The organism is Herbiconiux aconitum (assembly GCF_024979235.1).
Lineage (GTDB): Bacteria > Actinomycetota > Actinomycetes > Actinomycetales > Microbacteriaceae > Herbiconiux > Herbiconiux aconitum.
In genome coordinates this window covers 2064834-2076495 of sequence record NZ_JANLCM010000001.1, presented here as the reverse complement: position 1 = coordinate 2076495, position 11662 = coordinate 2064834, and the positions used below count along the sequence as shown (strand labels likewise).

The 11662-nt window shown below is 69.7% G+C and carries 16 protein-coding genes; 9 read left to right on the top strand and 7 right to left on the bottom strand.

Going from position 1 to position 11662, the window contains the following annotated elements; translation table 11 throughout:
• Nucleotides 1-41 precede the first annotated feature (41 nt).
• Nucleotides 42-605, bottom strand: a complete 564-nt coding sequence (locus N1027_RS09895) for a dihydrofolate reductase family protein (RefSeq protein WP_259507336.1) — start codon at nucleotides 603-605, stop codon at nucleotides 42-44.
• 116 nt (nucleotides 606-721) lie between these two features.
• On the opposite strand from N1027_RS09895, the gene N1027_RS09890 reads away from it, so the two are divergent.
• The gene (locus N1027_RS09890; RefSeq protein WP_259507334.1) at nucleotides 722-949 is read left to right on the top strand and encodes an RNA-binding S4 domain-containing protein; all 228 of its coding nucleotides are present in this window, start codon (nucleotides 722-724) and stop codon (nucleotides 947-949) included.
• A 97-nt stretch (nucleotides 950-1046) separates the two neighbouring features.
• On the opposite strand, the gene N1027_RS09885 is transcribed toward N1027_RS09890, so the two are convergent.
• Together N1027_RS09885 and N1027_RS09880 are read right to left on the bottom strand one after the other, a co-directional pair.
• Nucleotides 1047-1586 (bottom strand): hypothetical protein, encoded by a 540-nt coding sequence (locus N1027_RS09885; protein WP_259507333.1) that lies wholly within the window; start codon nucleotides 1584-1586, stop codon nucleotides 1047-1049.
• 138 nt (nucleotides 1587-1724) lie between these two features.
• Nucleotides 1725-2330: a TetR family transcriptional regulator gene (locus N1027_RS09880; RefSeq protein WP_259507331.1), complete on the bottom strand. Its 606-nt coding sequence runs from the start codon at nucleotides 2328-2330 to the stop codon at nucleotides 1725-1727.
• A gap of 79 nt (nucleotides 2331-2409) precedes the next feature.
• On the opposite strand from N1027_RS09880, the gene N1027_RS09875 reads away from it, so the two are divergent.
• The 4 genes from N1027_RS09875 (at nucleotide 2410) to N1027_RS09860 (ending at nucleotide 4651) form a co-directional block, all read left to right on the top strand.
• Nucleotides 2410-3105, top strand: coding sequence for a GOLPH3/VPS74 family protein (locus N1027_RS09875; RefSeq protein ID WP_259507329.1), 696 nt, complete (start codon nucleotides 2410-2412; stop codon nucleotides 3103-3105).
• A 121-nt stretch (nucleotides 3106-3226) separates the two neighbouring features.
• Nucleotides 3227-3814, top strand: a complete 588-nt coding sequence (locus N1027_RS09870) for a small multidrug efflux protein (protein WP_259507327.1) — start codon at nucleotides 3227-3229, stop codon at nucleotides 3812-3814.
• Between the two features lie 31 nt (nucleotides 3815-3845).
• Nucleotides 3846-4325 (top strand): PPOX class F420-dependent oxidoreductase, encoded by a 480-nt coding sequence (locus N1027_RS09865; protein WP_259507325.1) that lies wholly within the window; start codon nucleotides 3846-3848, stop codon nucleotides 4323-4325.
• A gap of 65 nt (nucleotides 4326-4390) precedes the next feature.
• Nucleotides 4391-4651 carry a hypothetical protein gene (locus N1027_RS09860; protein ID WP_259507323.1) on the top strand — a complete coding sequence of 87 codons (261 nt, stop codon included), beginning with the start codon at nucleotides 4391-4393 and terminating at the stop codon, nucleotides 4649-4651.
• 18 nt (nucleotides 4652-4669) lie between these two features.
• Here the strand turns inward: N1027_RS09860 and N1027_RS09855 are convergent, their stop codons facing one another.
• The 4 genes from N1027_RS09855 to N1027_RS09840 all read right to left on the bottom strand — a co-directional run bounded on the left by N1027_RS09855 (nucleotide 4670) and on the right by N1027_RS09840 (nucleotide 7950).
• Nucleotides 4670-5191, bottom strand: a complete 522-nt coding sequence (locus N1027_RS09855; protein WP_259507321.1) for a putative immunity protein — start codon at nucleotides 5189-5191, stop codon at nucleotides 4670-4672.
• A gap of 78 nt (nucleotides 5192-5269) precedes the next feature.
• Nucleotides 5270-6271, bottom strand: coding sequence for a hypothetical protein (locus N1027_RS09850; RefSeq protein ID WP_259507319.1), 1002 nt, complete (start codon nucleotides 6269-6271; stop codon nucleotides 5270-5272).
• 145 nt (nucleotides 6272-6416) lie between these two features.
• Nucleotides 6417-7391: a zinc-binding dehydrogenase gene (locus tag N1027_RS09845; RefSeq protein ID WP_259507317.1), complete on the bottom strand. Its 975-nt coding sequence runs from the start codon at nucleotides 7389-7391 to the stop codon at nucleotides 6417-6419.
• 160 nt (nucleotides 7392-7551) lie between these two features.
• Nucleotides 7552-7950, bottom strand: coding sequence for a VOC family protein (locus N1027_RS09840; RefSeq protein WP_259507316.1), 399 nt, complete (start codon nucleotides 7948-7950; stop codon nucleotides 7552-7554).
• Nucleotides 7951-8051: 101 nt separating this feature from the next.
• Here N1027_RS09840 and N1027_RS09835 point away from each other — a divergent pair, with 101 nt between their 5' ends.
• The 4 genes from N1027_RS09835 (at nucleotide 8052) to N1027_RS09820 (ending at nucleotide 11635) form a co-directional block, all read left to right on the top strand.
• Entirely contained in the window at nucleotides 8052-9008 is a 957-nt protein-coding gene (locus N1027_RS09835) for a helix-turn-helix transcriptional regulator (RefSeq protein WP_259507314.1), read from the top strand.
• A gap of 100 nt (nucleotides 9009-9108) precedes the next feature.
• Nucleotides 9109-9366: a BatC protein gene (locus N1027_RS09830; protein ID WP_259507312.1), complete on the top strand. Its 258-nt coding sequence runs from the start codon at nucleotides 9109-9111 to the stop codon at nucleotides 9364-9366.
• Nucleotides 9363-10691: a cupin domain-containing protein gene (locus N1027_RS09825; RefSeq protein ID WP_259507309.1), complete on the top strand. Its 1329-nt coding sequence runs from the start codon at nucleotides 9363-9365 to the stop codon at nucleotides 10689-10691. The genes N1027_RS09830 and N1027_RS09825 overlap by 4 nt, the downstream gene beginning before the upstream one ends.
• Complete coding sequence (locus N1027_RS09820) at nucleotides 10688-11635, top strand: ferredoxin family protein (protein WP_259507307.1); 948 nt, start codon at nucleotides 10688-10690, stop codon at nucleotides 11633-11635. Before N1027_RS09825 ends, N1027_RS09820 begins: the two co-directional genes overlap by 4 nt.
• The last annotated feature ends 27 nt before the right edge of the window (nucleotides 11636-11662 follow it).

Genomic DNA, 11662 nt, shown 5'->3' with positions numbered 1-11662 from the left:
CTCTCACGCGACCGTGACCGTGCATCTACGAACAGAAGGGGTCACGCGGCGACGGGCCGGTAGCGCAGGGCCATGGCCCCCGACCGGAACTCCTGGCGATCGACGAGCTCGAGTTCGACCCGCTCGCGCAGTCCCGCGAACAATGTCGGCCCGTGCCCGGCGATCACCGGATGCACGACGAACGCGTACTCGTCGATCAGCCCCAGATCGGCCAACGCCAGCGGCAACGCCACACCTCCGACGGACAGGCCCTCCCCCGGTTCCTGCTTCAGCTGCTCGACCGCTTGCCGCAAGTCGCCTCGCACGAGTTCGGCGTTCCAATCGACCTCGTCCAGCGTGCTCGACACGACGTACTTCTTCGTGCTGTCGATGCTCTCGGCGAACGGGATGTCCCACTCGTCCATCCAGTCCGGCCACCCTCCCGCGGCCGGCCGGCGCCAGGCCGACTCCATCATCTCGTAGGTGACCCGGCCGTACAGCAGAGCGTCTGCTCTCTCCATCTCAGCGGTCCAGAAGCGCATCGAGTCTTCGTCAGGCGCGATTCCCGCCTCGTGATGAACGCAGCCGTCGAGGGTGACATTGATTCCGTAGCGCAGTGGCCTCATCCGTTGCTCTCCTTCGATGCAGGCGGAACATTTCACTGGTGCGCAACCAGGGTACTGTCGGGCGGACAGTCCCGCGAAGGCCCAGTTGAAGGCGCGCGGTCGGCTAGCATTCCGGCATGACGAACTCCGATCCGATCGACGACGTCTCGATCGGCGGGGACAGCATCCGCCTCGGGCAGTTCCTGAAGTTCGCTGGGCTGCTCGACACCGGTGGAATCGTGAAAGAGGCCATCATCGACGGCCTCGTGAGCGTGAACGGCGAAGTCGATCGCCGCCGTGGACGGCAGCTCCAGCTCGGCGACGTCGTCAGCTTCGACGGGCGCAGAGCCCGCGTCTGCCCGTGAGGTGTCGTTTCGGCTCGGGACCAGCGTCGCCGAACCGTTAGCCGCACCTCGAGCGAGAGGCTCGAACGTGTCGAGGCGTGGGAGACGGCGAGCGAGGTCAGAACACCTGCACGGAATAGGTGAGCTGCGTGACGAGGTCGCCCTCGGCATCCGCTGATCCGACAACGGTGACGTTGACGGTGTAGATGCCCGTCGCGGCACCGAGCGGCACGGAGGGAACGAGGGAGAACTCAGGAAACGAGTTGGAGTCGACCGCGGCATCGAGGGTCAGCGTGAGGTCGCCTTGCTCGCCGGAGAGGGTGGATGGCCAGCTCGGCTCGTCCGTCGACAGGGCGAGGTGCACGATGCTGCTTTCGTCCCAGCTGAGAGTGATGATGTAGCCCGCCGGCACCGCGACGAGATCGTTGTTGCTCGACATGCGCAACGAGCGCGTTCCTTGAATCTGCCACGCGCTGTCGCTCCAACCGGTGCTGCCGGACGGATACAGCGTGACGCTGTATCCGTCACCGCTGGCCGCAGCCGCCGGGGTGGCGATCGCCACCGCTATGACCGGCGTCGCCCACGCCCCGGCTCGAAGCACCGTGCGGCGCGTGAGGCCGTGCTGACGTTCGGACTCGTCCGGTTGTTCGGGATGCATTGGCGGCCTGACCGTCGGGAGCGGGCGGGGGGTGTTGACCGATTGAACGCCAGGAGCGGGGCGATGTCAATGGTGCGACGGGATCGGTGAAGGTCGCACGAAACCGGCGCCTTCCACGAAGCATCCCTCGGGAGGCGTTTACTGGGCCGGGCGGGCCGGCATCATGAGGTCGAAGACCGCGTCCACAGCGAGCGCCAGCGTGGCCGCCTGTTGCTCGAGGTAGTCGGCGCGGTGAGGCAGGGCGCGTTCGATCGAGAGTCCATCGACGACAGTGAGGAGGAGGTGCGTGCGCTTGACCGTGTCGCCGGGCACGAGTGCGCCCTCGGCCTCCAGGATGGCGAGCCAGGCTCCGACCCGGCGCTCCGCCTGGGCGACGATCAGTTCGTAGCCGGCACGCGCATCCGGAGTCGTGTCAGCCCCGGGAAAGGCCCGGAAGATGCTCTGCCAGACCTCGAACGCGTCGGCATCACTTTCACCGAAGGGTTCGAACAAGCGCCACAGACACTCCCGCAGTCGCTCCCGGGGCGGCACCGAGGTGTCTCGGATGCGCTCGTCGGGCATGGCCGCGTCATACGTGGCGGTGAGCGCGGCGTTGATGAGGTCGCGCTGGGTGGGGAAATAGTGGCGCAGGGTGCTCGCTCCGACGCCGGCGTGCGCCGCCACCGCGCGCACGCTCAGCCGCTCCGCGCCGTCGCGCATCATCTCCGTCACCGAGGCGAGGATGCGATCGCGTGTGCTCTCCATGAAACCTCCCGCGTCGAGTCTATGCGGTTGGCACAGTGTATTGGTACACCGTGCTAGTACAGTGTGCTAGTGTGTTGGCATGAACACAGAGACCGCATCCGTACCGCACACCGACCGGCTGATCGCCGAGGACGTTCTGCTCGTGCTGTTCCAGCCCTCTTCGGGCACGATCGCCGGCGAGAACACCCTCTTCTACGTACTCGGGGGCGCCGTGCTGACCGATCTTGCGCAGCTGGGGCGGGTCGAGATCCAGGATGCGGGCTGGCGGGGCACGATGATCAGCGCCGCCGGCGAACCGCCCGCCGATGAACTCCTCCGCCCCGCGTGGGACTACGTCGCCGAGAAGCCGCGCGGCGTGCAGAGCGTGCTCGCGGCGAGCGGACCGACCCTGCGCGGCCCCCTGCTCGACCGGCTGGTCGAGCGCGGAGATCTCGACCGAGCGCAGAAGAAGATGCTCGGATTCATCCCGACGACCGCGCTGAGCGAGGGCCACTCCGGCCACCGCACTGAGCTGATCGACGCCATGCGCGCCGTTCTCGTCGACGGCGAAGCTCCCACCGAGCGGATCGCCGCGATCACTGCACTCGTATCGGCGAGCGGCGGCCTCCCCGTCCTCCACTCCGAGATCCCGTGGTCGAGCGATACGGCCACGCGGGCGAAGGCGCTTGAACAGGGCGACTGGGCCGCGGATGCTGCCTCGGCCGCCGTCACCCGCACCATGACCGCCGTCGTCACGAACGCCCTCGTCGCCGCCCTGGTGGTCGCGAACCGCTGATCCCGATCGCCTGACCCGCTTCATCCGATTCCGCTGCGTAGCTCGTAGCACTCATCGCCATGCCCATCAACCACGGCCGGCTGAGACCTCATCCGGCCCACCACCTCATTTGGAGAGAACAGTGGACGTCGTCACCTTCATTCAGCACCTCATGTCACAGGTGCCCTTCTTCGTGCAGCCCCTCATCGTCGCGCTGGCCGCGATGATCCCGTTCGTCGAGGCGGAGCTCGCCTCCGTGCTCGGCGTATGGGCGGGCCTGAACCCCGTGGTCGCGGCCGTCGCCGCCGCGGCGGGCAATTTCGCCTCCGTGTTCGTGGTGGTCGTCTTCGGCGCCCGTATCCGTGCGGCGATCGTCGCCCGGCGGGCCCGGCGCGTGGCTGCCGCTCAGGCCACCTCGGCCAGGCAGCTCGTAGCAGCCGGGCCAGCCGGGGCAGCCGGGGAGCCCGACCTCCCCGCGCAGCCCGCCGCCGAGCGGAAGCCCGAGTCGAAGGGCGTTCAGCGCTTCAAGCGTTTCCTCGTGCGCTTCGGCGTACCCGGTGCGAGCATCCTCGGCCCGCTCGCGATTCCCACGCAGTTCACCTCAGCCATTTTGGTGTCGACCGGTGTCGCGAAGGGCTGGGTACTGCTGTGGCAGGCGATCGCGATCTCGCTCTGGACCACGCTCACCACCCTCATTGCGACCGGCGTGCTCGCCCTCGTCGCCGGCTGATGGCGCGGCATCCGTCGCCTACCGTTGACCCATGGCCAGAACCATTTCCACCAACACAGTCGTCGACCGCGACGGCATGCTCGAATTCGTTCGACCTCGGCACCGGATGCTCGTCGCCACCACGCGCGCCGACGGCCGGCCGCAGACGTCGCCGGTCTCCGGCGGCGTCGACGAGCTGGGACGCATCGTGATCTCCACCTACCCGGGCCGCGCCAAGACGCGCAACGCCGAACGCCGCTCCGCCGCCTCGGTGCTGGTGCTGTCGGACGAGTGGAACGACGCGTGGATCCAGGTCGACGGCGACGCGGAGGTGCTCCACATGCCCGAAGCCGTCGAGGGGCTGGTCGACTACTTCCGCTGCATCGCGGGCGAGCACCCCGACTGGGCGGAGTACCGCGAGGCGATGGCGCTGCAGAACAAGTCTCTACTGCGCATCACGCCCACCCGCTGGAGCCCCATCTCGACGGGCGGTTTCCCGCCGGATGTCGCGGCCCGGCTCGATGCCCGCTGAGCGCGCGCCCTGCCGCTGAAATCACCCTCACCCTCGCCGACGACGACGAACTGCGCGACGCCGTTGTGACCCTCGCCGTGCATACGGGAATCGCCGCATCCGACGTGATCTGCCTCCGCCGCCTCGGCTACTACTGGCAGAGCAGAAACCACCACGAAGCGATCGAGCACCTGCGCGGGGCCGACGCCGGTTCGGCGGGGCATCTGACGACGCTTCTTTCGCTGAAGACGCGCGGGGGTTATGGCCACGACACGATGTCACCGACCAACGTGTCACGGTCGGTGCGCGCCATGCAGCATCTCGCTACCGCGGCGCGCGCTGCCTGAACGCTGCAGGCTCGACGATCACAGCGCCGACTGGATCGCGCGGATGTTCGCTCCGAGAGCCCCTGACGTGAGGAGCCCCGCACCGAGTGGGCCCGACGGGTCGGTTCCGAGCAGCGGCAAGCGCTTCAGCGCCTCCCGAACCGGAGCGGTGAGATGCTCGAGCTGCCAGGCGATCTCGGCCTGGCCACCGTCTTCCGGCGCGGCCAGAGCCGCGGCCTTCGCCGCGTACGCCGCGGCACCGAGAGCGTGCGCCCCCATGTGTGCCACGCCCGACGCCTGGCCGGCGGCCCACGCCGCAGCTTTGGCCGCGGGTGCGCTCACCACCTGCGCAGCACGATTCGCGACGAAGCGTCGCCGGATCTCACCGGCAGCATCCAGCTCCCCGCGAGCAAATGCCCTGGCGCGTGCGATGGCGTCGCGAGGCCGGTCGTCGGCGGGCGCCTCCGCCTCGAACAGCGGCAGCACCCGCTCGGCGCAATCCGCTGCCCATGCGGCCACCAGACGTCGGTCCTGCTCACTGAGCGACTGCGGAGAACTCATACCAGCACCCTGACACACGCGCCGCCAAGAGCGGCCTCGACGCTGGCGGCCAGGCCGGCAACGTCGGCGCCGCGGCGTTCACCGTGCCCCGAGCTTCGAGCAATCGGGGCCGCTCATCTCTCCGGGCGCGAGCACATCCATCACCGAGACCGACCACCACTGCGGGGTGTCATCGCACAATTCCCGCGAGGTGATGTCGGCGGCGAAGATGAACTGTGCCGTGCCGAACGGATCGGGCACGAACACCCCGCCCGAGCCCTGCAGGAGCACGAAACCGGGCCGCGCCTCGCCACCATTGATCGAGACGAGTTCGAGAGGCGCGAAGCGAATCGGCTGGGTCAGGATGTTCACACCGAACAGCGCGATGAAGCCGATGATCCCGACGAAGGCCAGCCGGGTGATCGACTTCTTGCGGGGCTCGCTGATCTCCGCCGACCGCGCGTTCCACTCCTCAGCGACTGCCGCGAACGCCTTCGGCTCGGGTTCGGGTTCGATCGCCCGCTCGACCGGAGTCAGAGGCGCCGAGCCAGGTGAAACGAGCCGGAGCATCGCGCGACCCTCCGCCCAGAGCGAGCGTAGCGCGGAGTCGAGCGGCGGTGCGGCCTGCTGCAGAGCGGTCTTCACCGTTTCCGGGGTGAGTGGCGCGGCCGGCTTACGGCGCCCCTGGAGCACGATGATTCCCACGACGACGAACACCACCACCAGCCCGACGAGCAGCACCCAGGGCGCCGTGCTGAAGATCACGGCTCCGAGCAGCACCACCACCGCGGTGCCGACGACCCTGGTCCAGAAGTTGTACTCGCTGTCGAACACCAGGGGCATGGCAGCAACCATGATGCCGACCATGATGTAGATGGCGAGGTTGAGCAGCACGACCACGAGCAGGCCGCCGAAGGTGAGGTTCTGAGCCACCGCGACGGCGAGCCCGACGTCTCCCCGCACCTGCACGAACAAGTTGATGGTGATCACCAGCACACCGATCAGGGGCAGCCGCGTCAGCGCGTGCTTGACGAAGGTCGCTCGAATGGCCGCGTGCTCCTGCGCCTCGGCGGCGAGGTCGCGGGCAGCACGCGGCCGCACCCGCGACCCGCGTCTCCCACTCTGTTAGGGCGCGCCGTCTTTCGTCATCGGTCCATCCCCCCAAGCGCCCGTCACTCCCCTGACGCCGTCGCTCCACGCTAGGGCACGGGGAGACTCCCGTCACTCCCCCGGCGCATCGCTCCCCTCAGAAGCGGAGGAGGATCTTTCCGACGCGACCGGGGGCGGCGTTGGCCGCCGCAGCGGCGCGGGCGTCTTCGAATGAAAAGACCGCCTCGACGGGCAGCTCGACCTCGCCCGAGCCGATGCGCTCGAACAGTTCGGCGAACAGCGCGCCGCGCTTGGCGGCATCCATCTCCCGGCTCACACGGCTGCCCCAGAAGCCCTTCACCGTGATGGCTTTGAAGATGAGAGCGCCCGACGAGATCTGCAGATCGCCCGAACCCATCGCGCCGAACGACAGGAGGGTGCCGCCTTCTCCGAGCAGGCTGATCAGGTCGCCGGCCGAGCTGCCGCCGACCGAGTCGACCGCCATCAGAGGGCTCGCATCACCGAGCACCGCAGCCGCGGCATCCTGCCAGCCCTCGTGCTCGGTGGAGACCACGTCGTGGATGCCGATGGCCGCGAGCTCGTCGACCCCGGCGTCGCGCCGCACCAGGCCGAGAACGCGCACCCCGCGACGGGCGGCGAATTGCGCGACGAGGCGGCCGACCGCACCGTTCGCGGTGTTCTGCACGATCCAGTCGCCCGGCGCGACGTCGAGGTGGTCGAGCAGGCTGAGCGCGCTGAAGGGCATGGCGACGAGCTGCGCCGCGGTCTCGTCGGAGATGGAGTCGGGCACCGGCACGAGGCCGGCGGCTTTGGCTACGAAGTATTCGCTCCACACTCCGAAGCTGCCCGCGACGACGCGCTGGCCAACCTGCAGCCCGGTCACATCCGGGCCGAGCGCGTCGACCACGCCGACCGCCTCGGTTCCGGATGCCGCCGGCAGCTCCGGCTTGAATCCGTAGGTGCCGCGGATGGTCCACAGGTCGTGGTTGTGGATGGCCGAGAGCACCGTGCGCACGCGCACCTCGCCTGGGCCGGGCTCGGGGAGCGGGAGGTCGGTGACCTCGAGAACGTCGGTGGCTTCGCCGAAGGTGGCGTGGGTGAGTGCGCGCATGCTTCCACGCTACCGACCTGCCCTGATACTTCTCCCGCATCCTGATCACCGTCGGCACCACGACCGGGGCTCGGCTTCTCGGCGCGGGCGTGCTGCTCCTGTTCGTGCGGCGGCGGAAGGCGGCGGCCGACTCCACGTCCTCCCGAAATCGCTGTTGAGGTCAGGCGGACCGGGCCGCCAGGGTGTCGAGGTAGTGCTGGTTGTACATGATGCCGAGGATGTTGCCGAAGGGATCGACGACCGACGCGGTCACGAAGCCGGGGCCGTGCTCGCGAGGCGGCTCGTGCAGCGTTGCGCCGAGCTCGATCAGGCGGGCGAGGGAGGCCTCGAGGTCGTCGACGTGCCAGAACACGATCTCGCCGCCCAGACCGTCGGTGCGGGTGGCCGGGGCGTACTGGGCGTCGATGATGCCGAGCTCGTGCTCGTAGTCGCCGATGCGGAACTCGGTGTAACCGGGCACGTGGTAGTAGGCGGGGATGCCGAGCATCTCGGAATACCACTTCTCGGCGGCGTCGAGGTCGGGGGCGTAGAAGCTCACGGTGGACAGGCCTCGCAACATGGGGTTCTCCTTCGATCGTGGTGCGTCTTCGTTCGTGATGAATCCAGTTTGCGCCTCTAAAGTGCTCATCAATTGACTACTTTTACGACGAGAATGGAAAGATGCGCGCAGATCGTCTCGTCGCCACCGTTCTCCTCCTGCAGGCCCGCGGGCGGGTCACCGCCGGCGAACTCGCCGAAGAGCTCGAGATCTCGGTGGCCACCGCCCGGCGCGACCTCGAGGCGCTCTCGGGGGCGGGCATCCCCGTCTACCCGCAACCGGGCCGCGGCGGCGGCTGGTCGCTGCTCGGTGGATCCCGCACCGACCTCAGTGGGTTGAGCTCGCCCGAGGCGCAGGCGCTCTTCCTCCTGCTCGGCCCGGCCGCCGCGATCGATCCCGCCGCGAAGTCGGCGCTGCGCAAGCTCGTGCGCGCCTTGCCCGACACCTTCCGCGCCGACGCCGAGGCGGCGGCAGACGCCGTCGTCGTCGACTCCGCGGCGTGGGGCCGGCAGGAGCGCCGGCGGCCCGCATTCGTCGACACGCTGCAGACGGCGGTGGTGCAGCGGCTCGTGGTGCGCATCCGCTACGCCGGCTGGTCTCGCGCCGAGGCCGAGCACCTCGTCTCTCCGTGGGGACTCGTGGAGAAGAACGAGGTCTGGTATCTGATCGGCGGTGCCGAGGGCCGCGAAGGCGAGCGCACCTTCCGTGTCGACCGGATGCGTGGCGTCGAACTGACGGATGCCCCCGCCGTGCGCCCCGAGGGCTTCGATCTCGGGGCGGCGTGGGAGCGGGTGGTGGCCTCCGTGGAGGGCGAACGCGCTGCCGTGACGGCGATCGCTGTGGTGGAGTCGCCTTTGCTGTCGTATCTGCGTTCGCAGTTCGGACGGCACTGCGAGGTGCTCGAGCAGCTGCCCGACGGGCGCAGTCGTGTGCGCATCGCCGCGCCGACGGGCACGATGATCGCCCGGCAGCTGGCCGGCTGGGGAGCCTTCGCCGAGGTGCTCTCGCCGCCCTCGGTGCGGGAGGAGCTCGCGTCGATCGCCGAACAACTCGCCGCCCTCTACTCCTCCACAACATGAGCTCGGGTCACACGTGGAAACAGGGGGTACGGGCCGTCGGGGGTTCGGCATAAGCTCGGTTCGACGGCATCTACCGCCGGTGGCGAATGGAGAGACTGGGATGGCAATCAACGACGACGACATCACGACGGAGCCCGGTGAGGGTGGTGAAGGCACGGCCGACGGCGGCGCCAACCCCGGCGGTCACGACGGCGGGGCCGACGGCTCGGCGGCCGGCGGCGAGGGCACCGCAGACGGTGGAGCGAACGCCGACGGTCACGACGGTGGAGCCGACGGCTCGGCCGACGAGGGCGAGGGAACCGCAGACGGCGGCGCCAACCCCGGTGGCCACGACGGCGGGGCCGACGGCTCGGCGTGACGATCGAGATCGAGCGCGGGTCGGTCGCCCGACCCGCGCTCTCCCGGTGCATTTCGCTCGCGCCTGAAGATTTCGCGCGCGACTTCTGGGGGCGGCAGCCGCTGCTCTCTCCTGCGGGCACGCTTGCCACAGGTTTCGGAGACCTGTTCTCCGAGCGAGCGGTCGACGAGCTGATTTCGCAGCGCGGCGTTCGCACCCCCTTCATCCGCATGGCCCAAGAAGGATCGGTGCTCGCCACCTCGGCGTTCACCGCACCCGGCGGGTTCGGTGCCGAGGTCGGCGACCAGGTGAGCTCCGAGAAGGTGCTCGCCGAGTTCGCCGCCGGCGCCACGATCGTGCTGCAGGGGTTGCACCGCCTGTGGCCGTCGCTGATCGACTTCACCCGCCGCCTGGTCGACGACCTCGGGCATCCGGCGCAGGTCAACGCCTACGTCACACCCGCATCGTCGCGCGGGTTCGATCCGCATTACGACGTGCACGACGTGTTCGTGCTGCAGATCGCGGGTGAGAAGCACTGGCGCATCCATTCGCCCGTGCATCCCGATCCTCTGCGCGATCAGCCTTGGGGTGACCACCGCGACGCGGTCGCCCGCGAGGCGCAGAACCCTCCGGTCATCGACGCCGTGTTGCGGCCGGGCGATGCCCTCTACCTTCCCCGCGGCTGGCTGCACTCGGCCGAGGCCCTCGGCGGAACCTCGGTGCACCTCACCGTCGGGGTCTCGGCGTACACGCGCGCCGACGTCGTGCGCGCGCTCGTGTCGACGCTCGGCGAGGTCGCGGAGCTGCGCAGCTCGCTGCCGCTCGGAATCGACCTGTCCGATCCCGAGGCGCTCCGCCCGCTGGTCGACGAGACCGTCGCCGAACTCGTGCGGGCGTTGACGGCGATTCCGGATGCGCACGAGGTCGAGTCGAACGCTGAGGCTCCCGAAGGCTTCGGCCCCACCGATCCGGCAGCCACCCTCTCGCGCCGGCTCTCGGCCCGCTTCGCGGACGCCACCCGTGCCGAACCCGTTGCGCCGCTCGCGACCGTCGACGCCATCGCGGCGCTCGGTGCCGCGTCGACGGTGCGGTGGCGGGGCTCGCTCGCGGCTCGGATCGAGTCGTCGGGCGATCGCGTGCGCATCGTCACCCCGTCGAAGACCGTCGCGCTTCCGCGTGAGGCCGAGGCAGCCGTGCGGCGGTTGCATGCGGGCGGTTCGGGCGGTGCCGACGCGGCGCGCGACGGCTCGGTCGTCCTCGCCGACCTCCCCGGGCTCGACCTCGACGACGCGATCGTGGTGACGCGCCGCCTGCTCCGCGAGGGCATCCTGGTTCCGGTCGGATGACCGATACGGGGTGGCTCCCCTGCAGCGACCGGTCTCGGGAGCGCGACGACCCGCTCGCCGCCACGGGGTCGCGGGGGCTGCAGTGGTTCCTCGTCGAGGTCTCCGGGGCATGGGGCAACCGCGCCTTCCTCGACCCGCCGTTCGACGAGGAGCTCGGCCGCGCCCTGGTGACCCGCATCGAAGCGGCCGGGATGCGCCCGCTCGCCATCCGCCGCACCGGCCGTCGCCCGCCGCAGGACGCGTGGAAGTGGGCCGTCGTCGACTCCCGGCCCGGTCAGGAGAGCGTGCGCTGGGGCGAGGTCGCGGCGCCCGCCCACCTGCTCGACGTGCCGCTCGACGGGTCGACCGGAGTGGCATCCGATCGGCCCGTCTTCTGCGTCTGCGCCCACGCCCGCCACGACCAGTGCTGCGCGGTGCGCGGCCGTCAGGTCGTGACGCGACTGGCCGAGGCCTTCCCCGAGGAGACCTGGGAGTGCTCCCATCTCGGCGGCGACCGCTTCGCCGGCACCATGGTGCTGCTGCCGCACGGCCTCTACTACGGACGGGTCGACGACGGCGACGCGGCCGGCATCGCCGAGTCGTATCTCGACGGTCGCGTGCAGGAGAAGTTCTTCCGCGGCCGCAGCTCGCTCACGCATCCGGTGCAGGCGGCGCAGCACTTCGCCCGTCTCGAATTCGGCGACGACCGGATCGACGCTTACGCCCCGCTCGAGGAGCATTGGCACGACAGCGGCACCTGGACGGTGGTGTTGCGCGACGCACACACCGACACCGACACACACACCGGCACCGGCACCGGCACCGGCACCGGCACCGGCACCGACACCGACACCACCATCACCGTCGAACTGGCCGAGGCTCTCTCCGAACCCCTGCTCTCGACGTGCGCGGCCACCCGCCTGGGCCAGGTTCGCCAGTGGCGACTCGCCTCGATCTCTCGCTGAGCCGGCGAAGGCCGACGAAAGCCGGCG